This window comes from Micromonospora sp. NPDC007230 (assembly GCF_042869115.1).
In the GTDB taxonomy this organism is placed as follows: Bacteria; Actinomycetota; Actinomycetes; order Mycobacteriales; family Micromonosporaceae; genus Micromonospora.
In genome coordinates this window covers 32,549-57,577 of the sequence record NZ_JBIAFE010000003.1, presented here as the reverse complement: position 1 = coordinate 57,577, position 25,029 = coordinate 32,549, and the positions used below count along the sequence as shown (strand labels likewise).

Here is a 25,029-nt window from a genome sequence, read left to right as displayed (position 1 = left end):
CCGGGGGTCACGTCTGGATCACAGGGAGTCTCCGTCGGTGCCGCGCTGCGGACGGCGGGTGACCGCGTTCGTACACTGGCCCGGTGACCGTACCGCCGCCGATCGTCGCGCCCAGCATCCTGGCCGCCGATTTCGCCCGCCTCGCCGACGAGGTCCGCGCCGTCGAGCACGCCGCCGACTGGTTGCACGTGGACGTGATGGACAACCACTTCGTGCCGAACCTGACCATCGGACTGCCGGTGGTGCAGAGCCTGCGCGCGGTGACCGAGCTGCCCTTCGACGTGCACCTGATGATCGAGGACCCGCGCCGCTGGGCCCCCGGGTACGCCGACGCCGGCGCGTACAACGTCACCTTCCACGCGGAGGCGTGCGACGACCCGGTGGCGCTGGCCAAGGACCTCCGCTCGGCCGGCGCGAAGGCGGGGCTGGCCATCGACCGGGACACCCCGATCGAGCCGTACCTGGAGCTGCTGCCCAGCTTCGACACGTTGCTGATCATGACGATCAAGGCCGGCTTCGGCGGCCAGCGGTTCATCCCGCAACTGCTCGACAAGGTGCGCACCGCCCGGGAGCACATCGACAGCGGCCACCTGGAGTTGCGGATCGAGGTCGACGGCGGGATCGCCGCCGACACCATCGAGCAGGCCGCCGCGGCGGGTGCCGACGCCTTCGTCGCGGGCACCGCGGTCTACGGCGCCGACGATCCCGCGGAGGCGGTACGCCGCCTGCGCGCCCTGGCGGAACGCGCGGCCCACGGGGCCTGACGTGGACCCGGCCGGCGAGCGACCCGACGTCATCCTGGTCGTTGACGACGACGAGGACATCGCCCGTTTCGTCGAGTTCAACCTGCGCCTGCACGGTTTCGAGGTGCTGCACGCCAGTGACGGCCAGGAGGCCCTGGACGTCATCGAGCGGCAGCGGCCCGACCTGGCCGTGGTGGATCTCATGATGCCCCGGATCGACGGCCTGGAGCTGACCCGGCGGCTACGCGCCGACCCGATGACCTCGGCCCTCCCGGTGATCATGCTGACCGCCAAGGGGATGACCTCCGACAAGGTCAACGGCCTCAGCGCGGGCGCCGACGACTACCTGGTCAAACCCTTCGACACCGCCGAACTGGTCGCCCGGGTGAGCTCCACGCTGCGCCGCAACAAGGAGTTCCGCGAGGTCTCCCCGCTGACCGGGCTGCCCGGCAACAGCCGGATCCGGCGGGAGATCAGCGACCGGGTGCGCAACGGCGCCGACTACGCCGTCGGGTACATCGACATCGACCGGTTCAAGAGCGTCAACGACCGGTACGGCTTCGTCCGCGGCGACGAGTTCATCTCGGCGCTGGCCCGCAGCCTGCACCGGGCGGTGGTGTCGATCGGCCTGCCGCCGGCCTTCCTCGGCCACGTCGGCGGTGACGACTTCGTCATCGTCTGCACCCCCGAGCAGGTCCGCCCGCTGACCTTCCGGGCGGTGGAGGACTTCGAGAAGGCCGCCGACGCCCTCTACGACCCGATCGACCGGGAGCGCGGCTTCGTCGAGCTGAAGGACCGGCGGGGCAACATCCGCCGGGCCGCCCTGGTCACCCTCTCCATCGGGGTCTCCGTCTCCGATCCCGGGAAGCGCTTCACCAACCCCCTGGAGGCGATCGCCGTCGCCTCCGAGATGAAGACGGTCGCCAAGAGCCAACCCGGGTCGTACGTCGCGGTCGACCGCAGGCGCGGCGTTACGTGATCGTGCGGTCTTCCCTGTGAGGTACCTCGCCTATGTGGCGCGGCCCCCCACCCGGCGTGTAAGACTTCCGATGTACCCACCACGCGCTGGCGGGGCTCGGTGAAATTCCGAACCGGCGGTGATCCACGGTCCGACCGTGGTAAGCCCGCGACCCGGACGGCTGTGCCGCCCGGTGGACCTGGTGAGAATCCGGGGCCGACGGTTGGGGCGCGGCTCGTCCGCCCCCAGACAGTCCGGATGGGAGACAGCGCGCGGGACGGGGAGGCCCCTGCCGGCCGCTGACACCCTCAGCCGCCGCGTGGGCTTCCCGGGGTCGGCGCTGCCGTCCCCGGGTCTCCGCCGCCGCGTGTCCGCGGCATCCGTGCCGACTCCCAGCCCCGCCCGCGCGCGACCGGCGAGCGAGAGGGCAGGGGCAGGCGATGGCGAGCGTCTCCGTCGACGAGGCGATGCGTCGTGCGATCGTGCTGGCCGCCCGCGGTCTCGGCACCACCAGCCCCAACCCGGTGGTCGGCTGCGTGCTCCTCGACGCGGCCGGTGAGATCGTCGGCGAGGGATTCCACGCGTACGCGGGCGGCCCGCACGCCGAGATCGTCGCCCTCGCCCAGGCCGGCTCGCGGGCCCGCGGCGGCACCGCCGTGGTCACCCTGGAACCCTGCGACCACACCGGCCGTACCGGCCCCTGCAGCCACGCGCTCATCGCCGCCGGGGTCGCCCGGGTGGTGGTCGCCGTCCCGGACCCCAACCCGGTCGCCTCCGGCGGCGCGGCCACCCTGCGCGCCGCCGGGATCCAGGTCGAGCTGGGGGTACGCGCCGAGGAGGCCGAGGCCGGCAACGTCGCCTGGCTCACCTCGATGCGCCGCGGCTGGCCGTACCTGATCTGGAAGTACGCCGCCACGTTGGACGGGCGCTCGGCGGCGGCCGACGGCACCAGCATGTGGATCACCTCCGAGGCGGCCCGGATCGACGTGCACGCGCTGCGCGGCACCGTCGACGCGGTGATCGCCGGAGTGGGCACCGTGCTCACCGACGACCCCCGGCTCACCGCCCGCAACCTGCGCGACGGCACCCTCGCCATCCGGCAGCCGCTGCGCGTGGTGGTGGACAGCTCCGGGCGTACCCCGGCCGACGCCCGGGTCCGCGACGGCGCCGCCCGGACCTGGATCGCCACCGCCGCGGAGGTCGGGGCCGGCCCGGACGGCCGGGTCGACCTGCCGGCGCTGCTCGCCGAGCTGCACCACCGCGGCGTGCGGGCCGCCCTGCTGGAGGGCGGTCCACGGCTGGCCGGCGCGTTCCTCGCCGCCGGCCTGGTCGACAAGGTCGTCGGGTACGTCGCGCCGAAGCTGCTCGGCGCCGGCCCGACCGCGCTGCTCGACGCGGGCGTGACGACCATCGCCGACGCCATCGATCTGGAGATCACCGACGTTACGCAGGTCGGCCCCGACCTGCGGATCACCGCGCTGCCCCGGAAGAGGGAGGGCTGAATGTTCACCGGCATCGTCGAGGAGCTGGGAGAGGTGGTCCGGACCACCGAGACCGGCGGCGACTCCGCGCTGGTCGCCATCCGTGGCCCGCTGGTCACCTCGGACGCCCGGCACGGCGACTCCATCGCCGTCAACGGGGTCTGTCTGACCGTGGTCGACGTCGACGGCGGCGTCTTCACCGCCGACGTGATGGGGGAGACCCTGCGGCGCACCGCGCTCGGCGCGTTGCGCCCGGGCGACCCGGTCAACCTGGAGCGGGCCGCCGCGCTCGGCAGCCGGCTCGGCGGGCACCTGGTGCAGGGGCACGTCGACGGGGTGGGCGAGATCGTCTCCCGGGAGCCGGCCGCCCAGTGGGAGACGGTCCGTTTCCGGCTCCCCGCCGCGCTCTCCCGGTACGTGGTGGAGAAGGGCTCGATCACCGTCGACGGCGTCTCGCTGACCGTCGCCGACGTCGGTGACGACTGGTTCGCGGTCGGGCTGATCCCCACCACCCTCAAACTCACCACGCTCGGCGCCAAGGGGCCCGGCGACCCGGTGAACCTCGAGGTGGACGTGCTGGCCAAGTACGTCGAGCGGCTGCTCGCCGGCGGCGCGCCCGGCCCGGGCGGTGACCGCTGATGGGCCCGCTCGGCTGGCTGCTCGACGCGCAGCTCCAGGTCGCCGGTTCGCCGGTGCTGGTCCGGGAGATCGTCGGCAACGTCTTCGGCCTCGCCTCGGCGCTGCTCGGGCTGCGCCGGCTGGTCTGGGCCTGGCCGATCGGCATGATCGGCAACGCCCTGCTGTTCACCGTCTTCCTCGGCGGGGTCTTCGCCACGCCGCAGGCGCACGACCTCTACGGCCAGGCCGGCCGGCAGGTCTTCTTCTTCGCGGTGAGCCTGTACGGCTGGTGGCGCTGGTCGCGCAACCGCCGGGCCGGCGGCGGAGAGCAGCCGGCGGTCGTCCCGCGTTGGGCCACCGGCCGGGAGCGGCTCGGTCTGCTCGCCGCCGCGCTGGTCGGCACGGCCGCCGCTTACCCGGTGCTGGCCGCGCTCGGCTCGTGGGGGCCGCTGCCGGACGCCTGGATCCTGGTCGGCAGCCTGCTCGCCACGTACGGCATGGCCCGCGGCTGGGTGGAGTTCTGGCTGGTCTGGATCGCCGTCGACGCGGTCGGCGTACCGCTGCTGCTGCGCGGCGGCTTCTACCCGTCGGCCGCCATGTATCTGGTCTACGGCGGGTTCTGCGTGGCCGGCCTGGCCGCCTGGTGGCGTGCCTCCCGGGCCGCCCCGTCCGCCCGCACCCCGATCCCGCCGAGGTATTCGGAGGCCGTCGCATGAGCGAGCGCAGCGAGCGAATCATCAGGTGCAGCGCGCCGGTGCCTCATGACGGCATGGAACGAAGTGGAGTGCCGGCATGAGCAGCTTTGGCAGCATTGAGCAGGCGGTGGCGGACATCGCCGCCGGCCGGCCGGTCGTCGTGGTCGACGACGAGGACCGGGAGAACGAGGGCGACCTGATCTTCGCGGCCGAGCTGGCCACGCCGGAGCTGGTCGCGTTCATGGTCCGCTACACGTCCGGCTACATCTGCGTACCGCTGACCGAGAGCGAGTGCGACCGGCTGGACCTGCCGCCCATGCACCACACCAACCAGGACCGGCGGGGCACCGCGTACACGGTGACCGTGGACGCCCGGGAAGGGGTCAGCACGGGGATCTCCGCGGCCGACCGGTCGCACACCATCCGGCTGCTCGCCGACGCGGCGACCGACCCGACCGACCTGGCCCGTCCCGGGCACGTGGTGCCGCTGCGGGCCCGAGAGGGCGGGGTGCTGCGCCGGGCCGGGCACACCGAGGCGGCGGTCGACCTGACCCGGCTGGCCGGGCTGCGTCCGGCCGGGGTGCTGTGCGAGCTGGTCAACGACGACGGCACCATGATGCGCCTGCCGGACCTGGAGAAGTTCTGCGCCGAGCACGGGCTGACCCTGGTCACCATCGCCGACCTGATCGCCCACCGGCGGCGTACCGAGAAGCAGGTGGAGCAGGTCGCCGCGGCGCGGATGCCCACCCCGTACGGGGTGTTCCGGGCGTACGGCTACCGCAGCGAGCACGACCCGGCCGAGCATGTCGCGCTGGTCATGGGCGACCTCGGCGACGGGCGGGACGTGCTGGTCCGGGTGCACTCCGAGTGCCTCACCGGGGACGTCTTCGGCTCGCTGCGCTGCGACTGCGGCCCGCAGTTGCAGGCCGCCCTGGCCCGGGTGGCCCAGGAGGGCCGCGGGGTGGTGCTCTACGTGCGCGGGCACGAGGGGCGCGGCATCGGTCTGCTGCACAAGCTGCGCGCGTACCAGCTTCAGGACCAGGGCCGGGACACCGTGGAAGCGAACCTCGAGCTGGGGTTGCCCGCCGACGCCAGGGACTACGGCACCGGCGCGCAGATCCTCTACGACCTCGGCGTCCGCTCGATGCGGCTGCTGACCAACAACCCGGCCAAGCGGGCCGGCCTGGAGGGGTACGGCCTCACGGTGAGCGGCCGCGAGGGGCTGCCCGTGCGGTCCAACCCGGAGAACGTGCGTTACCTGCGGACCAAGCGGGACCGGATGGGCCACCTCCTGGAGGGGCTGGACGAGGTGACCGAGGCGCCGATGGGCCGCCCGGTCGCCGGTGACGAGATCGGAGCGTAGGCATGGCGGGTTTCGGGGAACCGGGCGTCACCTCGGTGGACGCGGCCGGGCTGACCGTCGGCGTCGTGGCCGCGCGCTGGCACGGCGACCTCACCGACCACATGGTCGACCGGGCGGTCGCCGCCGCCGAGGCGTGCGGCGCGCGGGCCGTGGTGGCCCGGGTGGCCGGATCGGTGGAGCTGCCCGTGGTGGCCCAGGCGATGGCCCGCCGGTACGACGTGGTGGTCGCCCTCGGCGTGGTGGTCCGGGGCGCCACGGCGCACTTCGACTACGTCTGCAAGTCGGTGACGGAGGGGCTGACCCGGGTCGCGCTCGACGAGGGCAAGCCGGTGGCGCACGGGGTGCTCACCGTGGAGACCATCGAGCAGGCCCGGGATCGGGCCGGGCTGCCCGGCTCGGCGGAGGACAAGGGCTGGGCGGCCACGGTCGCGGCGCTGGACGCCGCCCTGGCCATCCGCGGCCTCGACGCCACCAACGGCCACCGGGTCGGCTTCGGCGGCTGACGCCGCCGCCCCGAGTTGGCCAGCGCGGAATCGCCGAGATGGCGGTGTCCAGGACGTCCGGACACCGCCACCTCGCCGACCCGCAGTGGAGCTAGGCCGCGTCGCCGACGGCGAGCGGCGTGGGCGTCACCCCTTGCGGCGTGGCGGCGGGCGGGGTGAGGCGGCGGCCGGTGAGCAGGTAGCCGGCCGCGGCCACCAGCAGCGCGCCGATCACCCCGTACAGCAGCCGGTAGTCGACCAGGCCGACCAGGAGCGCGCCCGCCCCGATCGCCACCGCCTGCGGGCCGCTGGCCAGCGCGTCCAGCGCGGCCGAGACCCGGCCGACCAGGTCTGCGGGGGTACGCCGCTGGATCAGCGTCATGATGCCCACCATCGCGGCCGGCAGCCCGAGCCCGATCAGCACGCTGGCGGTGACGGCGAGCCCCAGGGCCGGCCGGACCAGGGCCAGGCTGCCGGCGGCCAGAGCGGCCACGCCGAGCGCCATGGTGCCCAGTTCCCCGAGCCGGCGCACCAGCGCCGCCGACGCGAGGCCACCGACCAGCCCGCCGATCCCCTGGAGTGAGACCAGCACCCCCAGGAAGGCCGGCTCCCGGCCGAGCCCCTGGTCGACGTACGCGAACCACAGCGTCTCCCCGAACCCGAGCCCGATGGTGGCGACCACCGCCGCCACCAGTGCCCGGCGCAGCGCGGGCTCGGCCATCAGGTGCCGGACGCCGGCGACCAGGGCAGCGCGCCCGCCGGCGGCCAGGACGTCGGCTCCGCCCGGGGGCACCGCCCCGGTCGGCGTGGCGCCGGGGTCGCCGCCGGCCGCCGACCCGAACCCGTCACCCGCAACCGGAGCCGGAGCCGGAGCGCGGCCCAGCCCCAGCCCGACCGCGCCGGCCAGCAGGAAGCCGAGCGCGCAGGTGGCGGCCAGCGCCGGTCCGCCGAGCAGCACGTAGAGGCCGGCACCGAGCAGCGGACCGGCGAGCCGCAGCCCCTGCTTGACGGTCTGGGACGCGCCGTTGGCGTCGGGCAGCAGCTCGGCCGGGACCAGCTCCTGCACGAGCGCGGTGATAGTCGCGCCGAGCGCGATGTAGGAAAGCCCGTAGCCGGCGGCGACCGCGTACACGACCCAGAGCCGGCCGTCGTCGCGGACCGCCAGCAGCGGCAGCAGCAGCACGGCGGTGGCCACGTTGAGCGCCACGAAGAGCGTTCGGCGGGGCGCCCGGTCGACCACCCAGCCGACGAGCGGGGCCAGCACCATCGGCGCGGTCAGCGCGACGAAGGTGGCGCCGGCCAGCCCGTCGGAGCCGGTCAGCTCCTTCACCCACACGGCCAGGGCCAGGAGGAGGACCGACTCGGCGATCATGCTGACGGTCAACGCGATGAAGAACAGCCGGAAGTCCGGCCGGCGCAGCAGGTGTCTCATCGTTCCCCGTTCCGCTCCGCGTCGGCGTCGCCGACGACCGGTCCGTGTTCCGTGTCCCTCCCGGCGTCGGCGCCGCCGACGACCGGCCCGTCGACCTCGGGTACGCCCCAGGCCATCAGCCGCACCGGCCGGGAACCCGGCGGGCGGGCCGCCGGGTCGGTGAGCCGGTCCAGATGGCGCCCGAACAGCGACCGGAGTTCCTCCTTCAGCTCGCCGAGTTCGTCGGCGGTGTACCAGCCGATGAACTGGTTGAAGAAGCCGGCGTCCCGCCAGGCGGGGGACTGCTGCCGGCGGACGGCCATCCAGTCCCGGAGCTTGCGGTATTCCAGGTCGAGCAGGACCTGGGCGGCCGCGTCACCGGCCCGGGCCAGCTCCGGGCTCTCCTCGCCCTCGCCCCACCGGTGTCCGTCGGTGACCAGCCGCCACGGTCGCTGCCGCCCGGTGCCGCCGCCGGCCTCGGCGACGAAGCCGTACCGGGCGAGCTGACGCAGGTGCCAGGAGCAGTTCGCGGGGCTCTCGCCGACCCGTTCGGCCACCTCGGTCGCGGTCAGCGGGCCGTACAGGCCGACGGCGTCGAGGATGCGCAGTCGCAACGGGTGCGTCAGGGCGCGGAGGGTGTCGACGTCGGTGATCTCGCGGGGCTGCTGCTCGGCCATGCGTCGAAGCGTACCTTTCGAAAGGTAGCCTTCGAAAGCTCTGTTTCCATGGTGTTCGTGATTGGCTTCCGACAGGCCGGCCCCGGCCGCCCCCCGGCCGTCAGAGCCGGCCGGCCTCGATGATTCGGCTGAGGAACTGCCGGGTACGCGGCTGTGTCGGCTCGCCGAGCACCTGCCCCGGCGGCCCGGCCTCCACCACCCGGCCCCCGTCGAGGAAGCAGACCTGGTCGGCGACCTCGCGGGCGAACCCCATCTCGTGGGTGGCCAGCACCATGGTCATCCCATCGGCCTTGAGGTCGCGGATCATCGTCAGCACCTCGCCCACCAGTTCCGGGTCCAGCGCGGAGGTGACCTCGTCCAGCAGCATCAGCCTGGGCGAGTTGGCCAGGGCCCGGACGATCGCCACCCGCTGCTGCTGCCCGCCGGAGAGCCGGTCCGGGTAGGCGTCCGCCTTCGCGCCCAACCCCACCCGGTCGAGCAGCTCCCGGGCCTGGGCGTCGGCCTCGGCCCGCGCCCGCCGGTGCACCCGCCGGGGCGCCAGGGTGATGTTCTCCAGCACGGTGAGGTGCGGGAAGAGGTTGTACGACTGGAAGACCATCCCGATCCGGCGGCGGACCAGGTCCGGGTCGACACGGGGGTCGGAGATGTCCTCCCCGTCCAGCTCGATGCTCCCGTCGTTCAGCTCCTCCAGCAGGTTGACGCAGCGCAGCAGGGTCGACTTGCCCGACCCCGACGCCCCGATCAGCGCCACCACCTGATGCTCGTCGACGGTCAGGTCGAGCCCGTCGAGCACCACGTGGCCGCCGAACTCCTTGCGCAGCCCACGGCAGGTCAGCACCGGCATCTCAGCCTCCGGACTGGCGTCGGGCCGAGCGCAGCGTCACCCAGTCGGTGACCGCGATCAGCGGGATGGCGAGCAGCACGAACAACACCCCGGCCAGGATGTAGGGGGTGTAGTTGAAGGTCTCCGCGGTGGCGATCTGGGCGGCGCGGACCGCGTCGATCGGCCCGGCCAGGGAGACCAGGCCCACATCCTTCTGCAACGCCACCACGTCGTTGAGCAGTGGCGGGGCGACCCGGCGGACGGCCTGTGGCAGCACCACGTGCCGCATGGTCTGCCGGTAGGTCAGCCCGAGTGACCGGGCGGCGGCGAGCTGGCTGGGGTGGATCGACTCGATGCCGGCCCGGAACACCTCCGCCAGGTAGCCGCCGTAGGTGAGCACCAGCGCGAGGCCGCCGAGCACCAGAACCGGCGGCATGCCCTGCAGGCGCAGCCCGGGCACGCCGAGAGTGAGCACGTACAACACGATGATCAGCGGCAGGCCGCGGAAGGTGTAGGTGTAGCCGGCCGCGAGCGCCCGCACCGGGAAGAAGACCGGGCCGCGCAGCGTCCGCAGGAGCGCGATCAGCAGCCCGAGCAGCAGCGCGCCGGCGGCGCAGCAGACCAGCAGCCGGACGTTGAGCCACAACCCGGCGAGCACCGCCGGCAGGGCGTCCCGGGCGATCGAGGGGTCCAGGAACGACTCGCGGACCCGGTCCCACCCGGGCGCGCCGGTGACCGCGAGGACCAGCAGTGTGCCGAGTGCCGCCGTCGAGGAGGCGGCGACCAGCACGCTGCGTACGGTCTGCCGCCGCCGGTACGCGGTCCGCCTCAGCTGGGCGGCGGAGGGGGTGTGTTCAAGCAGGCTCACGTCAGCTCGGTCGCTCCGGCCACCTGGGCGAGCCACTTCTGCTCCAGCTGCTTGAGCGTGCCCGCCTCGTCGAGCTTGCCGACGGCCGCGTCGAGACACGGGGTGAGCTGGGAGTTCTTGTCCAGCAGCAGCCCGAACGTCTCGGGTGCGCCGACCTGCGGCAGCTGGCCGACGATGGTGGCGTCGGTGAGTTCCGCCCCGGTGATGTAGAAGGCGGTCGGCAGGTCCACCACGAGCCCGTCTAGCTGGCCGTTCTGCAGCGCCTTCTTGGCGTCGTCGTTGCTGTTGTATACCTGCGGCTTCGGGGTCGGCTTGATCACGTCGGTGATCGCCTGGTAGCTGGTGGTGCCGACCTGGGCGCCGAGGGTGGCGTCCTTGAGATCGGCCAGGGTCTTCGCTCCGGCGATCTTCGAGGACTTGAGCGCGATCACGGTCTGCCGCACCCGATAGTAGGGCGCGGAGAAGTCGACCGCCCGCTTGCGCTCCTCGGTGATGGAGAACTGGTTGACGTCGAAGTCGAAGCTCTTCGGGCCGGGAGCGATGGCGGCGTCGAACTTGACCCGCGTCCAGGTGACGTCCTCCCGGGCGTACCCGAGCTGCTCCGCCACCGCGTACGCGACGGCGGCCTCGAAGCCCTCGCCGTTCTCCGGCTTGTTCTCGCGGAACCACGGCTCGTACGCCGGCTCGTCGGTGGCGATGGTGAGTTTGCCCGGGGTCCGCGTCGGCAGGCTGTCCTTGGCGCAGGACGCCGCGGCCGTGCCGGTGGGGCTGGCGGTGGTGGTCTTCCCGTCGTCCTGCGGGGCGCAGCCGGCCACCGCGACGGCGGTGGCGGCGGCGAGGGTGAGCGGGACGATCCGTGAGCTGCTGGCCATGGCGGACAGCGTAGAGCCAGGCGCGTTCGGGGCCGAAGCGTGTCCCACCGTGGTGGTAGGGAATTCCGTCACACCGGTCCGCGCGCCGTCCCGGCCGGTGGGCCCGGCCCGACCCGCCGCACGCGGCCCGGCCGGTGAACTGGAAGAATCGCCTTCCGTGAAGACGTTCGAGGAGTTGTTCGCCGAGCTGCAGGCCAAGGCCGCCGCCGGCACCCCGGGCTCGGGCACGGTCGCCGCGCTCGAGAAGGGGGTGCACTTCATCGGCAAGAAGGTGGTCGAGGAGGCGGCCGAGTCGTGGATGGCCGCCGAGCACGAGGGGCCGGAGCGGGCCGCCGAGGAGATCTCCCAGCTGCTCTACCAGGCCCAGGTGCTGATGCTCGCCACCGGTCTCGAGCTCAAGGACGTCTACCGACATCTGTGAGTGCCCCCGTCCGCTGATCATCTGATCGATCAAGGAGCACTCCGTCATGCTGCGTGTCGCCGTACCGAACAAGGGCGCCCTGGCCGAGTCGGCCGCCCAGATGCTGCGCGAGGCGGGCTACCGCCAGCGCACCGACCCGAAGGACCTGGTCTGCCGGGACGAGCCCAACGACCTCGAGTTCTTTTACCTCCGCCCCAAGGACATCGCCACCTACGTCGGCTCCGGTGATCTGGACGTCGGCATCACCGGGCGGGACCTGCTGGTCGACTCCGGCGCTCCGGCCGAGGAGGTCGTCGACCTGAACTTCGGCCGGGCCACCTTCCGCTTCGCCGCCCGCCCGGACGACGTGGACTCCGTCCAGCAGCTCGGCGGGCACCGGATCGCCACCGCGTACCCCGGGCTGGTTGAGCGGCACCTGGCCGAGCTGGGCGTCAAGGCCGAGGTGATCCGCCTGGACGGCGCGGTGGAGAACGCCATCCGCCTCGGCGTCGCCGACGTGGTCGCCGACGTGGTGGAGACCGGCGCCACCCTGCGCCAGGCGGGCCTCGTGGTCTTCGGCGAGCCGCTGCTGCGCTCCTCGGCGGTGCTGGTCCGCCGGGCCGGCGCCCCCGGCTGCGCCCAGGCCGACCAGCTGCTGCGCCGGCTGCACGGCGTGCTGGTCGCCCGGCGCTACGTGATGCTCGCCTACGACGTGCCGGCCGGCCTGCTCGACCGGGCCAGCACGCTGACCCCCGGCATCGAGTCGCCGACCGTCTCCCCGCTGCACCGCGAGGGCTGGGTGGCCGTGCAGGCGATGGTCCAGCGCGACGACGTGCACCGGATCATGGACGAGCTGTACGAGCTGGGCGCGCGGGCCATTCTGGTCACCAACATCCACGCGTGCCGGCTGTGAGGGCGCTGCCCGCGCCGGCCGCCCTGGGCGTGGTCGTCCTCGGCGGGATGGCCTCGGCGGCGCAGGGCGTGGTCAACTCCGAGCTGGGGGAGCGGGCCGGCAACCCGGTCCTCGGCGCGGTGGTCAACAATCTTGGCGGCTGCCTGCTGGTCCTGGTCGGGCTGTTCGCCGTCCCGTCGATGCGGGCCGGGCTGGCCGTGCTGCGGCGCGGCGGCCTGCCCTGGTGGGCCTACCTGGGCGGGTTCGGCGGCGCGGCGATCGTGGTGATCGGCACGTACGTGGTGCCGGTGCTCGGGGTGGCCGTGTTCACGATCGCCCAGGTCGCCGGCGGCAGCCTGGGCGGGCTGGCCGTGGACCGGGCCGGGGTGTCCCCGGCGGGGCGGCTGCCGCTCACCGCGCCCCGGGTCGCCGGGGCGCTGCTCGGCATCGGCGCGGTGGCCCTGGCCCAGCTCGGTCGCCCGGTCGGCGACCTGGCGGTCGGGCTGGTCCTGCTCGCGGTCGCCGGCGGTCTGGCGGTCGCCCTGCAGTCCGCGCTCAACGGTCGGGTCTCCGCCGCCAGCAGCACCGCCGCCGGGCTGGCGGTCAACTTCGCCGTGAGCACCCCGGTGATCCTGGCGGTCGCGGCCGCGGTCGGGGCGTTCGCCATCCGACCCGCCTGGCCGGGGCAGTGGTGGCTCTACATCGGCGGCCTGCTCGGGGTCGGCATCGTGCTCGCCCTGCTGGTCGGCGTCCGGGCGGTCGGGGTGCTGCGGACCGGCCTGGCGCTGGTCGCCGGGCAGCTCGGCGGTGCCCTGCTGCTGGACGTGGCGCTGCCCGGCGGGGCGGGCGTGCGGCTGCCGGTGCTGGCCGGCGCGGGGCTCACCGCCGCGGCGGTGCTGCTGGCCGGCGTACGCCGGCGGACACCGACCCGTGTGGCAGCGGACCCGGCGTCCGAGGCGGATGGCAGACTGGTCGGGTGAGCGATTCGGTGGTGACCGTGCGGCCGCGTCGGATCCGGCTGGTCTGCTGGGCCTCGGCGGCCACCCTGGTGGTGGTGTTCAGCCTGGTGGCCACCTCGCTGACCGGCGCCACCGGCGAGGGTTACGGCACGTTCCAGCGGGGCGACCAGTTCGCCATGATCGGGCTGGGCGTCCTCGGCGCCCTGGGCGTCCTGCTGTTCACCCGCCCCCGGGTGGTGGCCGACGCCAAGGGCATCCGGGTGCGCAACGTGATCGGCTCGTACGAGCTGCCCTGGGAGGTCGTCCGCGGGGTCCGCTTCGACCGGGGTGCCCCCTGGGCCAGCCTGGAGCTGCACGACGACGACCTGCTGCCGATGGTGGCCCTGCAGGCCGCCGACAAGGAGCGCGCGGTCGAGGGGGTGCGGGCCCTGCGCCGCCTGCACCAGGCCCACCTGGCCACCCTCGCCAACGCCTCCCGCTGACCCCGCCACCGCACCCGCCCCGCCCGGTCGAAGACGGCGGAGTCGCGGAGAGAGCGGGCATCCGCTCCGGAGTGGGCACCCTCTCCAGGAATGAGTGGCCTGGTCACCCGGCGAGGCGCGGGTGGGGTGGGTTTGGGGACGGGTGGGCCGGGGGTGTAGTGTTGCTGAGTCGACCAGACTGCCCCCGTCCCTGACGCGTGGGTGGTCCCGAAGCGGAGCGCCTGCTCCCACCCGAGTCGCCTCGCGGCGGCCGGGTCCGGTCACCGGTTCCGGGCACGTCCCGGCGCCGGATGCGCGATCATGTGATCGTGCCGACCGGTCGAGCGGGCCCTGGCATGCGCCAGGGCCTTCTGCTTTCCGGGTCGGCTCCCGTCCGGGAGCCCGCGGAGTCGGCACACATGCAGAAAGAAAGACTCGACTCGAGGAGGCCCCATCAGCGTCGAACCACGCGTGAACGAGCAGATCCGGGCACGTGAGGTCCGACTGGTCGGTCCTGAGGGTGAGCAGGTGGGCATCGTCCCGCTGGAGCGCGCCCTTCAGCTGGCCGCGGACGTCGACCTGGACCTGGTCGAGGTTGCGCCGATGGCGCGCCCGCCGGTGTGCAAGCTCATGGACTTCGGCAAGTTCAAGTACGAGAGCGCACTGAAGGCGCGCGAAGCGCGGCGTAACCAGCAGCAGACCGTCATCAAGGAGATGAAGCTCCGGCCGAAGATCGACCCGCACGACTACGAGACCAAGAAGGGTCACGTGGTGCGGTTCCTCAAGGCCGGCGACAAGGTCAAGGTGACGATCATGTTCCGCGGTCGCGAACAGAGCCGCCCGGAGCTGGGTTACCGGCTCCTGCGCCGGCTCGAGTCCGAGATCTCGGAGCTGGGGTACGTCGAGGCCGCGCCGAAGCAGGACGGCCGCAACATGATCATGGTGCTCGCGCCGCACCGCGCCACCAAGGCCGCCGCGGTCGCCGCGACGGCCTCTCGGGGCGGGGCGCCCCGGGAGCGGGCCGCGGAGGAATCCGTCGCTCCGGAGGCCGGCGAGACCGCAGCAGCCGGTGAGACCGGCACGACCGCTGACACCAGCGGCCAGTAACAGGGGAGAGACGTTCCACATGCCGAAGATGAAGAGCCACACGGGTATGGGCAAGCGGGTCAAGGTGACCGGCAAGGGCAAGATCGTTGCCCAGCAGGCCGGCCTCCGCCACAACCTGGAGAAGAAGGCCTCCACCCAGACCCGCCGGCTGACCGGCACCGTCGAGCTGGCCAAGGCCGACGTCAAGCGAATCAAGAAGCTGCTCGGCCGCTGACGCGCGCCACCTGAACCGAAGAAGGAGTTGAGATGGCACGCGTCAAGCGGGCTGTGAACGCCCAGAAGAAGCGTCGTACCCTGCTGGAGACCGCGAGCGGCTACCGCGGTCAGCGCTCCCGCCTCTACCGCAAGGCCAAGGAGCAGGTGCTGCACTCGATGCAGTACGCCTACCGGGACCGCCGCGACCGCAAGGGCGACTTCCGGCAGCTCTGGATCCAGCGGATCAACGCCGGCGCCCGGGCGAACGGCATGACCTACAACCGGCTGATCCAGGGCCTGCGCCTGGCCGGCATCGAGGTCGACCGCAAGATCCTGGCCGACCTGGCCGTCAACGACGCCGCGGCGTTCGCCGCGATCGTCGAGCTGGCCCGTGCCGCCGTGGCGGCCGAGGGCACCGGTGGCGCCGCGGCCCAGGCCGCCTGACCCACCCGCACCAGCAGATCGAGGCGTCTCCCATGCAGTCACCGTCGCGCGGGAGGCGCCTCGACGCTGTTCCCGGCCCGTTCACCCCGCGTACCCCCCGGGTCGTCGCCGCTCGCCGGCTCCAGCGCCGCCGGGACCGCGAGGCCACCGGCCGGTTCCTGGCCGAGGGTCCGCAGGCCGTCCGGGAGGCCCTGGGCCGCGCCGGCACCGTCGTCGAGCTGTTCGGCACGCCGGCCGCCCTCGACCGGTACGCCGACCTCGCCGCCGAGGCCGCCCGGGCCGACGTGCCGGTGTCCGAGGTCACCGAGGAGGCCCTCGCGGCGCTTGCGGAGACCGTCGCCCCGCAGGGGTTGGTCGCCGTCTGCCGACACCTCGACGTTCCGCTCGAGAAGGCCATGGCACGCGGGCCGCGCCTGGTCGCGGTGCTCGCCGAGATCCGCGACCCCGGCAACGCCGGCACCGTGCTACGCACCGCCGACGCCGCCGGTGCGGGCGCGGTGGTCTTCGCCGGGGAGGCGGTCGACCCGTACAACGGCAAGTGCGTGCGGGCCTCCGCCGGCAGCCTCTTCCACGTCGACGTGGTGCGCGCCCCCGACCCGGTCGCGGTGGTCGACGCGCTGCGCGCCGCGGGCCGCACCGTGCTGGCCACCACCGGGTACGGCGACACCGACCTCGACGACCTGGCCGATGCCGGCCGGCTCGCCACGCCCACCGCCTGGCTCTTCGGATCCGAGGCCCATGGCCTGCCCCGGGAGCTGACCGAGGCGGCCGATGCCCGGGTCCGGGTGCCGCTGCACGGGCGTGCCGAGAGCCTGAACCTGGCTGCGGCTGCGGCAATCTGCCTGTACGCTTCAGCGAGAGCACTGCGCCGACCGTCGGGTCCGCGCGGTCACACAGCAGGGGAGTCGTCCGGATGATGAACGCGCCACGGCGTTCGTTTAGCCAGCCCGCCGGTGTCGGCGGGCGGCGGGCGTGACCCTTCCTCCTGCATACCTCCCACCGGCGGGCTGCGGCGAAGCCGCGCGTCCGTAGACTCGCCTAGCCGCCCGTGAGGGCCGGCGCCGCCGTGAGGGAGTGCCCGTACGCCATGAGCTACCGCAACGATCCGTACGACCCGAAGCAGGTCGCCCTGCTCGACCCGGACGCCCTGGCCGAGGCCGTGGCCGAGGCCGAGAAGGCGTTCGCCACCGCCACCGACCCGGACGCGCTGCACGCGCTGCGCCCCGCGCACCTCGGCGATCGGGCGCCGGTCTCGCTCGCCCGCCGGGAGATCGGCGCGCTGCCGCCGGCCGCCAAGTCCGACGCCGGCAAGCGGGTCAACGAGGCCCGCCGCGCCATCGAGACCGCGTACGCGGCCCGGCAGGAGACGCTGGAGCGCGAGCAGGCCGAGCGGGTGCTGGTCGAGGAGCGGGTCGACGTGACCCTGCCCTACGACCGCCGGCCGCGCGGCGCCCGCCACCCGCTGACCGTGCTGATGGAGCAGATCAGCGACCTGTTCATCGGGATGGGCTACGAGATCGCCGAGGGCCCCGAGGTCGAGCTGGAGTGGACCAACTTCGACGCGCTCAACATCCCCGCCGACCACCCGGCCCGTGGCCTGATGGACACCTTCCACATCGCCCCGCAGGACGGGTCAGCTGGCGCGGCGTCCGGCCTGGTGCTGCGTACCCACACCTCGCCGGTGCAGGCGCGCACGATGCTCACCCGCCAGCCGCCGATCTACGTGGTCGTGCCCGGCCGGGTCTACCGCACCGACGAGTTGGACGCCACCCACGCGCCGGTCTTCCACCAGGTCGAGGGCCTGGTGGTGGACAAGGGCATCACCATGGCGCACCTGCGCGGCACGCTGGACCACTTCGCCCGGGCGATGTTCGGCGAGGGCGCGAAGACCCGCTGGCGGCCGCACTACTTCCCGTTCACCGAGCCGTCGGCCGAGTTCGACGTCTGGTTCCCGGAGCACCGGGACGGGCCGCAGTGGGTCGAGTGGGGCGGCTGCGGCATGGTCAACCCGCGGGTGCTGCGCGCCTGCGGCATCGACCCGGAGGTCTACTCCGGATTCGCCTTCGGCATGGGCATCGACCGGACCGTGATGGTCCGGCACGGGGTCAGCGACATGCGGGACATGGCCGAGGGCGACGTGCGGTTCACCCGCGCCTTCGGGGCCTGATCGGCGCCACGAGCTACGGAGACGGTGGTTAACAGTCATGCGAGTTTCTGTCAGTTGGCTGCGGGAGTACGTCGACCTCCCCGCCGACCTGCCCGCCGGCGACCTGGAGCAGGCGCTGGTCGACCTGGGCATCGAGGTCGAGTCCGTCGTGGACCTGCGGGAGACCGTCACCGGCCCGCTGGTGGTCGGTGAGGTCCTGGAGATCGAGGAGCTGACCGGCTTCAAGAAGCCGATCCGGTTCTGCAAGGTGGACGTCGGCGCCGCCAACGGCACCGGCGAGCCGCAGGAGATCGTCTGCGGGGCGCGTAACTTCGCCCCCGGCGACCGGGTGGTGGTGATCCTCCCCGGCGGCGTGCTGCCCGGCAACTTCGCCATCGGCGCGCGCAAGACGTACGGGCGGAACTCCAACGGCATGATCTGCTCCGCGAAGGAGCTGGGCCTGGGCGACGACCACTCGGGCATCATCGTGCTGCCCGAGGACACCCCGGCCAAGCCCGGCGACGACGCCCGCCCGGTGGTCGGCCTCGACGACGTCGTGGTCGAGATGGAGATCACCCCTGACCGCGGGTACGCGCTGAACGTGCGGGGCATCGCCCGGGAGCTGTCGCACGCCCTCGGGGTGCCGTTCCGCGACCCGGCCGACGTGCCGGCGCCCGGTGCCACCGCCGAGCCGGCGTACCCGGTCGAGGTGCGGGACACCGTCGGCTGTGACCGGTTCGCCGCCCGGATGGTCCGCGGCGTCGACCCGACCGCCCAGACGCCCGGCTGGATGCAGCAGCGGCTCACCGTCGCCGGCATCCGCAGCATCTCGCTGCCGGTCGACATCACCAACTACCTGATGCTCGAACTCGGCCAGCCGATGCACGCCTTCGACGCCGACCGGATCCGCGGCCCGCTGGTGGTCCGCCGGGCCGAGCCGGGGGAGAAGCTGACCACTCTGGACGGGGTCGACCGCACCCTGTCGGCCGAGGACATGGTGATCTGCGACGCTGGGCTGCCCAACGCCCACGCGGGCGAGGGCGCGGGCGTCCCGATCTCGCTCGCCGCCGTGATGGGTGGCGAGACCAGCGAGGTGGTCGCCACCACCAGCGACGTGCTGTTCGAGGCGGCGCACTGGGACCCGGCGATGGTCGGCCGCACCGCCCGCCGGCACAAGCTGTTCAGCGAGGCGGCGAAGCGCTGGGAGCGGGGCGTCGACCCGGCCCTGCCGCTGGTCGCGCTGGAGAAGGCGGTCCGGCTGCTCACCGAGCACGCGGGCGGCACGGTCGGTGCGGAGATCCTGGACATCGACCACGTCCGGCCGCGTACCCCGGTCACCCTGCCGGCGGACCTGGCGTCGCGACGGGTCGGTGTGGCGTACTCGCCGGAGCGGGTGGTCGAGCTGCTGGAGCAGGTCGGCTGCACGGTCGCCCGGGGTGGCGACCGGCTCGGTGAGGACCCGGGCGAGGTCGGGGTGGCCGCCGCCGGGCGGGCCGAGGTGCTCACGGTGACCCCGCCGAGCTGGCGGCCCGACCTCACCGACCCGGCCGACCTGGTCGAGGAGGTGGTCCGCCTCGACGGGTACGACCGGGTGCCGTCGGTGCTGCCCACCGCGCCGCCCGGCCGTGGTCTCACGGGGCCGCAGCAGCGCCGCCGGGCGGTCGCCCGGTCGCTCGCCGAGCGCGGGTACGCGGAGGTGCTCGCCCACCCGTTCGTCGCCGGGGAGCTCGCCGACCAGCTCGGCCTGCCCGCCGACGACCCGCGCCGCCGAACGGTGCGGGTGGCGAACCCGCTGTCCGAGGAGCAGCCGCTGCTGCGTACCACGCTGCTCGGCCCGCTGCTCGGCATCCTCAAGCGCAACGTGAGCCGGGGCCTGCGCGACCTGGCGATCTACGAGATCGGCACGGTGTTCCACCCGCGCCCCGGCGCCGGCACCCCGCCGGCCATGGGCGTGGACCGGCGCCCCACCGACGAGGAGTTCGCCGCCGCCGACGCGGTGGTCCCGGACCAGCCGCGGCACGTCGCCGTGGCGCTCACCGGCGAGCTCGAGCCGGCCGGCTGGTGGGGCCCGGGCCGGGCGGCCGGCTGGGCGGATGCCGTGGCGGCCGGCCGGGCCGTCCTCGACGCCGCCGGCATCCCGGCCGACCGGGTCACCGTCCGGTCCGCCGAGTACGCCCCCTGGCACCCCGGCCGCTGTGCCGAGCTGCTGGTGGACGACACCGTCGTCGGGCACGCCGGTGAGCTGCACCCGGCCGTGGTGGCGGCGCTGGAGCTGCCCCGCCGCACCTGCGCCATGGAGCTGGACCTGGACGCGCTGCCTCCGGCGCCGATGGTGGCCGGCCCGGCCATCTCCACCTTCCCGCCCGCGCTGATCGACGTGGCGCTGGTGGTGGACGACTCGGTGCCGGCGGCCGAGGTCGAGCGGGCCCTCGTCGAGGGGGCCGGCGAGCTGCTGGAGGGCGTCCGGCTGTTCGACGTGTACGCCTCCGAGCAGCTCGGCGCGGGCCGCAAGTCGCTGGCGTACAAGCTGACGTTCCGGGCCCCGGACCGGACGCTCACCGTCGAGGAGGCGGTGGCCACCCGGGACGCGGCAGTGGCCGAGGCGGCGCGCCGCTTCGGCGCCACGCTCCGCGGCGCCTGACCGGGGCCGCTCGTCCGATCACCGGTGGTGGCCGACGCGTCCGCGTCGGCCACCACCTACGGCCTGGTCAAGTCCCCGGTCGAGCCGCCGGACGGCCAGGGGCTTTGACACCGGCCCGGGGCCCGGGGTGTGCGGTCGCTCAGCGCTCGGGGTGGCGGCGGACGAAGTCCTGGTAGGTCTCGTTGGCGAGTTCGATCTCGCGAACCTGCGCGGCCAGCTCGGCCCGGCGGATGTCGGCCGCCGCCCGGGCGCGGGCCAGCCGCAACTCGTGCCGGCGGTCGCGGATGCGGGACCAGCTCCGGACGGCGGCCCAGGCGATCCAGCCGCCGGAAGCCGCCAGGCCGGTCACCGCGAAGGCGAGCAGGAAATCCATCTCAGCATTGTCCTCCGCCCGATCAACCGACGTCCCGGCGCGCCGCCAGCCAGCTGCCCAGGCCGAACATCACCAGGACGTAACCCAGCAACACGACGGTCGGCACCAGCGCGCCGGCGGACTCGATCACGCCGGGGGTGCCCCCGTCGAACTGCGACCGCGCGCCCAGCGCGCCGGCCAGCGCGCCGGAGCTCGGTGCCAGCAGCACCTTCTGCACCGCCGTCAGCGGGCTCAGCACGAGGGCGAGTCCGCTGATCGCGTTCTCCAGGACCAGCGTCCAGATCAGACCGACCGCGATGGCGGTGGTGGCGCTGCGGAACGCGATCGCCAGGAACCAGCCCACGCTGGCGTGGGCGGTGCAGATCAACCAGGCGGCCGCCACCGCGCCGGCGAGATCGGCGATGGTCGGCCAGTCGGCGGCCCGTCCCTCGGCGGCCGCCAGCGACCCGGTGGTCACCGCCAGCAGGCCGAAGGTGAGCACGGCGATCAGCAGGGTCAGGCCGCACAGGACGACGGCGTGCCCGGCCATCACCTGCGCGCGCCGGGGTCGCTGGGTGAAGAGGAGGTTCCACGTCCCCCAGCGGTACTCGTTGCCCACCACCAGCGCGCCGAGGATGACCACGATGGCGCCGCCGAAGAGCGGGAACAGCCCGATCCCGGTGGGCACGAGCTGCCCCGGCAGGACGGTGGCCAGCAGGGACTCGGCGGCGTCGGTCTCCTTCGGATCACCGGCCAGCGCCAGGTGCACGAGGTAGGGCACACCGATGCCGAAGGCGAGCGCGAGGGCCGCCCAGGTCGCCGTGACCGTCCATACCGCCGGCCGCTTCCGGTCGGCGAACCAGGCCGCCCGCACCGAGGCCATCATCGGGTGCCTCCCGTCGTGATCGTCTGCTCCTGGCGGGCGGGCCGCTCGGGCGCGGTCAGTTCCAGGAAGGCCTCCTCCAGCGAGTGGCGCAGCGGGCGCAGTTCCCGCACGTCGATGCCGGCCTCGACCAGCCGCCGGTTGAGGGCTGCGGCGAGCGCCGGGTCCGTGGTGACCCGGAGTTGCCCGTCGACCGGGTCCACCGCCCGGACCCGGTCGTGTGCGCGCAGGCACGCCACCGCCTCGTCGATCGGATCGGCGTCGATCAGCAGCACCGCCTGGCCCAGCGTCCCGCGCAGCTCGTCGGGCGTGCCGTCGGCGATCAGCCGGCCGCGGTCGATGACCACGATGCGGTCGCAGATCTGCTCCACCTCGCCGAGGACGTGGCTGGACAGCAGCACGGTGCGCCCGCCCCGGCCGAGTGCCCGGAGCAGCTCGCGGATGTCGGTCACCCCGCCCGGGTCGAGGCCGTTGGTGGGCTCGTCGAGGATCAGCAGGCTCGGGTCCTTGAGCAGGGCGGCGGCCACGCCGAGGCGCTGCTTCATGCCGAGGGAGTAGGTCCGGAACTTCGAGCCCGCCCGCTCGGTCAGCCCGACCTCGGCCAGCACCCGGTCGGCGGCGGTGTCCGGGACGCCCGCGTACCGGGCGGCCAGCCGCAGGTTGTCCCGGCCGGACAGGTGGGGGTAGAAGGCCGGCGACTCGATGAGCGCACCCACCTTGGCCAGCTGCTGCGGCGTGCCGGGCGATCGGCCGAGGACCCGGATCGAACCGCTGGTCGGCCGGACGAGCCCGACCAGCATGCGCATCGTGGTGGTCTTGCCGGCCCCGTTGGGGCCCAGGAAGCCGAGGACCTCGCCCTCGCGCACCCGCAGGTCAAGGCCGTCGACTGCGGTGACTCCGCCGGGATAACGCTTGGTCACCTCATGAAGTTCAATGGCAAAACGGTCATTCCTCAACGTGACACCGCAATCGCACGATGCCGAGCAAAGCGCCGCTCGACCTGAATTTCCTTTGCGTTCATCCGCAGTCCCTCGAATTCCCTACCGCACCACAGGGTTAATTGGGTGACATCAATTAACTGTTCGTTTCGGGCGGACTGGGTCGGTGGCGACCGATTTGGCCCGCGGTCGCGCCGTCGTAACCCGCCGTCGCCAGCGGTCAGCATGCCGTCATGAAAGGCCCTCTGACCTGCGGCGGCGTAGGCGGCGCCCACAGACTAGCGGAGGTTGATCGGCTCCGGAAGGTCGCCGGGGGCGGCGGTGCGGCGTTTTTGTCTTAGCCGCAGCTCACTGCCCCTCAATTTACTTCCGCCACTGCCTGGTCCGAAACATTCTGTTGACTTAATACTTGATCTTGGGCAGCATGAAGGCACTTTCGAGACCGCCACAGGAGTTGTCATGGGGGGCGCATGAACCAGCCGTCGGACGGTGGAGCAAGCCTGGAAATGCGTCCCAAGCTGCGGCACGACGTGGTCTTCCTGGACGCTCCGGCCGGTGCCTACCTGCGCGGCCCGGACAGCGCATTCCTGATCAAGGGCAAGTCGGCCTTCCGGTGGTTGACGTCGCTGAGCCCATACCTGACCGGCGAACACACGCTCGGGCAGCTCACCGCCGCCCTCGATCCGGGGCAGCGGCAGACCGTGCTCACCCTGGTCCGCGCCCTGATCTCGCGAGGGTTCGCCAAGGACGCGGGGGACCGCAGCGAGCTGTCCGAGCCGATCGCCCGCCGCTTCGCCGCCCAGATCGAGTTCATCGACCACTTCGCGGACGATCCCACCGGCCGGTTCCAGCGTTTCCACGCCGCCCGGGTGGCGCTGTGCGGCGGGGGAGAGACGTTGCTCGCCGCGGCGAGTGGCCTGCTCCGCAACGGGTGCGTGCGGCTGGACCTCCACCCGGACGACGACCCGGCCCGGTACGCCGAGGCGCTGCGCCCCGAGCTGGCCGAGCTGCGCGCCGACGGCCTGCCGGCGGAGGTCAGGTTCCCCACCGGAGCCCCCGACCCGCGGGCGGTCGACGCGGTGGTCTGCTGCACCGGTCCCGCCGGCCTGGCCCGCCTGGCCGAGCTGGCCCGCGCCGCTCACCGGGACGGTCCGCTGCTCGTACCGGTGATCTGGGACGACCGGCGAGCGGTGGTCGGGCCGACCGTCGGGGCGGGACAGGCCCCCTGCTGGCACTGCGCTCAGCTCCGGCTCGCGGCCGGCGACGACCCGGCGGCGGCCGCGGAGTTCTGGCGACAGCTCGCCGTCGGCGACCCGGCCGCAGCGGCGGCGCTGCCCGAGGTGACCGCGCGGATGCTCGGCAACGCCGCCGCCTTCGAACTGTTCCGGGCCCTCACCGGCGCGGTCGCCCCGGACACCGCCGGCGGGGTGCTGCTGCTCGACGCGGCCACCCTGGAGTCCAGCCGGGAGCGGGTGCTGCCGCACCCCGGGTGCCCGGTCTGCCGGGACGTCGAGGTGACCGAGCCGGGGCCGCCGGCCGGCTCCGACGACGAGACCTACCAGCGGGCCGAGGCGCTGGTCTCGCCGAACGCCGGGGTCTTCACCCGGTTCGTCGACGACCCGCTGGAGCAGGCCCCGCTGAAGACGGCCCGCCTGCGGCTGCCCGGCCGGCGTGGCCCGCGCGAGGTGAGCGCCTTCGACGTGCACACCGTGATGGGCGCCCGACTGGCCGCCTACCGGGCGGCGGTCCGCGACCACGCCGCCCGGTACGCGGACCCGGCCGCGGCGGTCACCGCCTCCGCGGCCGAGCTGCGCGAGCGGGGCGAGCACCCGGTGCCCTGGACGGACCTGGCGACGGCGACCCTCGTGCCGCCCGACGACCGGCCGGTCCGCTGGCTGCCGGCCGTCGTGCTGGGCCGGGCGGAGTCCGTGTGGGTGCCCGCCGCGCTGGCGCTGCCCACCTCCGCGTTCAACGCCGAGGGCTGGGCCGAGCCGACGGTGGCCGGCGCGGCCGCCGCCGGGACCCTCGACGAGGTCATCGACCAGGGGCTGGCCGACGCGCTGGCCTACCGGGCGCTGACCGCCGCGCTGCGCGGCCGGGGCGGGCCGCGCGTGGTGAACGAGGAGGACCTGGTGGGCGACGACGACACCGCCTTCGTGGTCAAGGCCGCCCACCGGTTCGGCCGCCGGCTGTCGGTGTTCGCGCTGGCCGGGGCCGACCCGGCGTACGCCGTGCTCGCCGTCGCCGAGCCGCCCGGCGGCGGTGACCGGGACTGGGCGCTGGCCGGCGGGTTCGACCCGGTCGCCACTCGGCTGGCCGCCGTCCGGGACGCGGTCGGGCGTGTTCAGGTGCGGCACTTCGAGGACGCCGCCGCCGACCTCGGCGACCCGGTGCTGCGTGACTTCGACCCGGCCGCGCTCACGGCCGGCGCCACCCCCGCCGGCCCGGCCGGACCGGCGACCGACCGGGCGGCCGTGCTGGCCGCGCTGGACGAGCAGGGAATGAGCGCCCTGCTGGTCGAGACGACCACCCGGGACGTCCGGGCCACCGGGGCCTTCCGCAGCGGGGTCGTCCTGCTGCGCCGGTCCGCCCCGGCGGCCGACTGAACCACCACGTCAGT

Annotated in this window: 26 protein-coding genes and 1 riboswitch; of the genes, 18 read left to right on the top strand and 8 right to left on the bottom strand. The window is 73.8% G+C overall.

Annotated elements, in window-relative coordinates:
- Positions 1–83: 83 nt before the first annotated feature.
- From rpe to ribH, 7 genes are all read left to right on the top strand, one after another.
- Complete coding sequence (gene rpe / locus ACFYML_RS05490; RefSeq protein ID WP_387419449.1) at positions 84–764, top strand: ribulose-phosphate 3-epimerase; 681 nt, start codon at positions 84–86, stop codon at positions 762–764.
- A gap of 1 nt (position 765) precedes the next feature.
- Positions 766–1,722, top strand: a complete 957-nt coding sequence (locus ACFYML_RS05485) for a response regulator (RefSeq protein ID WP_387419448.1) — start codon at positions 766–768, stop codon at positions 1,720–1,722.
- An 81-nt stretch (positions 1,723–1,803) separates the two neighbouring features.
- Positions 1,804–1,975, top strand: a riboswitch (FMN riboswitch).
- Positions 1,976–2,141: 166 nt separating this feature from the next.
- Complete coding sequence (ribD, locus tag ACFYML_RS05480; protein ID WP_387419447.1) at positions 2,142–3,203, top strand: bifunctional diaminohydroxyphosphoribosylaminopyrimidine deaminase/5-amino-6-(5-phosphoribosylamino)uracil reductase RibD; 1,062 nt, start codon at positions 2,142–2,144, stop codon at positions 3,201–3,203.
- Positions 3,204–3,821: a riboflavin synthase gene (locus tag ACFYML_RS05475; protein ID WP_387419446.1), complete on the top strand. Its 618-nt coding sequence runs from the start codon at positions 3,204–3,206 to the stop codon at positions 3,819–3,821.
- Positions 3,821–4,516, top strand: coding sequence for a nicotinamide riboside transporter PnuC (gene pnuC / locus ACFYML_RS05470; RefSeq protein WP_387419445.1), 696 nt, complete (start codon positions 3,821–3,823; stop codon positions 4,514–4,516). Before ACFYML_RS05475 ends, pnuC begins: the two co-directional genes overlap by 1 nt.
- Positions 4,517–4,592: 76 nt before the next feature.
- Positions 4,593–5,858 (top strand): bifunctional 3,4-dihydroxy-2-butanone-4-phosphate synthase/GTP cyclohydrolase II, encoded by a 1,266-nt coding sequence (locus tag ACFYML_RS05465; protein WP_387419444.1) that lies wholly within the window; start codon positions 4,593–4,595, stop codon positions 5,856–5,858.
- A 2-nt stretch (positions 5,859–5,860) separates the two neighbouring features.
- Complete coding sequence (gene ribH, locus ACFYML_RS05460) at positions 5,861–6,361, top strand: 6,7-dimethyl-8-ribityllumazine synthase (RefSeq protein ID WP_387419443.1); 501 nt, start codon at positions 5,861–5,863, stop codon at positions 6,359–6,361.
- 91 nt (positions 6,362–6,452) lie between these two features.
- Here the strand turns inward: ribH and ACFYML_RS05455 are convergent, their stop codons facing one another.
- From ACFYML_RS05455 to ACFYML_RS05435, 5 genes are all read right to left on the bottom strand, one after another.
- A complete protein-coding gene (locus tag ACFYML_RS05455) occupies positions 6,453–7,772 on the bottom strand; it encodes an MFS transporter (protein ID WP_387419442.1) in 1,320 nt (439 codons plus the stop codon).
- Positions 7,769–8,428 carry a winged helix-turn-helix domain-containing protein gene (locus ACFYML_RS05450; protein WP_387419441.1) on the bottom strand — a complete coding sequence of 220 codons (660 nt, stop codon included), beginning with the start codon at positions 8,426–8,428 and terminating at the stop codon, positions 7,769–7,771. Before ACFYML_RS05450 ends, ACFYML_RS05455 begins: the two co-directional genes overlap by 4 nt.
- 100 nt (positions 8,429–8,528) lie before the next feature.
- Positions 8,529–9,272, bottom strand: a complete 744-nt coding sequence (locus tag ACFYML_RS05445) for an amino acid ABC transporter ATP-binding protein (RefSeq protein WP_387419440.1) — start codon at positions 9,270–9,272, stop codon at positions 8,529–8,531.
- Position 9,273: 1 nt separating this feature from the next.
- The gene (locus tag ACFYML_RS05440; protein WP_073835288.1) at positions 9,274–10,119 is read right to left on the bottom strand and encodes an amino acid ABC transporter permease; all 846 of its coding nucleotides are present in this window, start codon (positions 10,117–10,119) and stop codon (positions 9,274–9,276) included.
- Positions 10,116–10,991 carry a transporter substrate-binding domain-containing protein gene (locus tag ACFYML_RS05435; RefSeq protein ID WP_387419438.1) on the bottom strand — a complete coding sequence of 292 codons (876 nt, stop codon included), beginning with the start codon at positions 10,989–10,991 and terminating at the stop codon, positions 10,116–10,118. Before ACFYML_RS05435 ends, ACFYML_RS05440 begins: the two co-directional genes overlap by 4 nt.
- Before the next feature lie 139 nt (positions 10,992–11,130).
- On the opposite strand from ACFYML_RS05435, the gene ACFYML_RS05430 reads away from it, so the two are divergent.
- From ACFYML_RS05430 to pheT, 10 genes are all read left to right on the top strand, one after another.
- Complete coding sequence (locus tag ACFYML_RS05430; RefSeq protein ID WP_221623237.1) at positions 11,131–11,412, top strand: phosphoribosyl-ATP diphosphatase; 282 nt, start codon at positions 11,131–11,133, stop codon at positions 11,410–11,412.
- 46 nt (positions 11,413–11,458) lie between these two features.
- The gene (gene hisG / locus ACFYML_RS05425; protein ID WP_073835290.1) at positions 11,459–12,304 is read left to right on the top strand and encodes an ATP phosphoribosyltransferase; all 846 of its coding nucleotides are present in this window, start codon (positions 11,459–11,461) and stop codon (positions 12,302–12,304) included.
- Positions 12,292–13,263: a DMT family transporter gene (locus ACFYML_RS05420; RefSeq protein ID WP_387419437.1), complete on the top strand. Its 972-nt coding sequence runs from the start codon at positions 12,292–12,294 to the stop codon at positions 13,261–13,263. Before hisG ends, ACFYML_RS05420 begins: the two co-directional genes overlap by 13 nt.
- Positions 13,260–13,724: a PH domain-containing protein gene (locus ACFYML_RS05415; protein WP_357442705.1), complete on the top strand. Its 465-nt coding sequence runs from the start codon at positions 13,260–13,262 to the stop codon at positions 13,722–13,724. Before ACFYML_RS05420 ends, ACFYML_RS05415 begins: the two co-directional genes overlap by 4 nt.
- Positions 13,725–14,174: 450 nt before the next feature.
- Entirely contained in the window at positions 14,175–14,810 is a 636-nt protein-coding gene (infC, locus tag ACFYML_RS05410; protein ID WP_073835293.1) for a translation initiation factor IF-3, read from the top strand.
- A 19-nt stretch (positions 14,811–14,829) separates the two neighbouring features.
- Complete coding sequence (rpmI, locus tag ACFYML_RS05405) at positions 14,830–15,024, top strand: 50S ribosomal protein L35 (protein ID WP_073835294.1); 195 nt, start codon at positions 14,830–14,832, stop codon at positions 15,022–15,024.
- A 32-nt stretch (positions 15,025–15,056) separates the two neighbouring features.
- Complete coding sequence (gene rplT / locus ACFYML_RS05400; protein WP_030335718.1) at positions 15,057–15,449, top strand: 50S ribosomal protein L20; 393 nt, start codon at positions 15,057–15,059, stop codon at positions 15,447–15,449.
- A gap of 32 nt (positions 15,450–15,481) precedes the next feature.
- Positions 15,482–16,366 carry a TrmH family RNA methyltransferase gene (locus tag ACFYML_RS05395; RefSeq protein WP_387419436.1) on the top strand — a complete coding sequence of 295 codons (885 nt, stop codon included), beginning with the start codon at positions 15,482–15,484 and terminating at the stop codon, positions 16,364–16,366.
- 170 nt (positions 16,367–16,536) lie between these two features.
- Positions 16,537–17,616 (top strand): phenylalanine--tRNA ligase subunit alpha, encoded by a 1,080-nt coding sequence (pheS, locus tag ACFYML_RS05390; RefSeq protein ID WP_387419435.1) that lies wholly within the window; start codon positions 16,537–16,539, stop codon positions 17,614–17,616.
- A gap of 37 nt (positions 17,617–17,653) precedes the next feature.
- A complete protein-coding gene (pheT, locus tag ACFYML_RS05385; protein WP_387419434.1) occupies positions 17,654–20,236 on the top strand; it encodes a phenylalanine--tRNA ligase subunit beta in 2,583 nt (860 codons plus the stop codon).
- A gap of 139 nt (positions 20,237–20,375) precedes the next feature.
- Here pheT and ACFYML_RS05380 read toward each other — a convergent pair whose 3' ends face one another.
- From ACFYML_RS05380 to ACFYML_RS05370, 3 genes are read right to left on the bottom strand one after another with little or no spacing between them, the layout of a single operon-like run.
- The gene (locus tag ACFYML_RS05380) at positions 20,376–20,609 is read right to left on the bottom strand and encodes a hypothetical protein (RefSeq protein WP_187413612.1); all 234 of its coding nucleotides are present in this window, start codon (positions 20,607–20,609) and stop codon (positions 20,376–20,378) included.
- A gap of 22 nt (positions 20,610–20,631) precedes the next feature.
- Positions 20,632–21,474 (bottom strand): hypothetical protein, encoded by an 843-nt coding sequence (locus ACFYML_RS05375; RefSeq protein ID WP_387419433.1) that lies wholly within the window; start codon positions 21,472–21,474, stop codon positions 20,632–20,634.
- On the bottom strand, positions 21,471–22,391 hold the full coding sequence (locus ACFYML_RS05370; protein WP_387419432.1) for an ATP-binding cassette domain-containing protein: 921 nt from the start codon (positions 22,389–22,391) through the stop codon (positions 21,471–21,473). The genes ACFYML_RS05375 and ACFYML_RS05370 overlap by 4 nt, the downstream gene beginning before the upstream one ends.
- 524 nt (positions 22,392–22,915) lie before the next feature.
- On the opposite strand from ACFYML_RS05370, the gene ACFYML_RS05365 reads away from it, so the two are divergent.
- Entirely contained in the window at positions 22,916–25,015 is a 2,100-nt protein-coding gene (locus ACFYML_RS05365) for a TOMM precursor leader peptide-binding protein (protein WP_387419431.1), read from the top strand.
- The last annotated feature ends 14 nt before the right edge of the window (positions 25,016–25,029 follow it).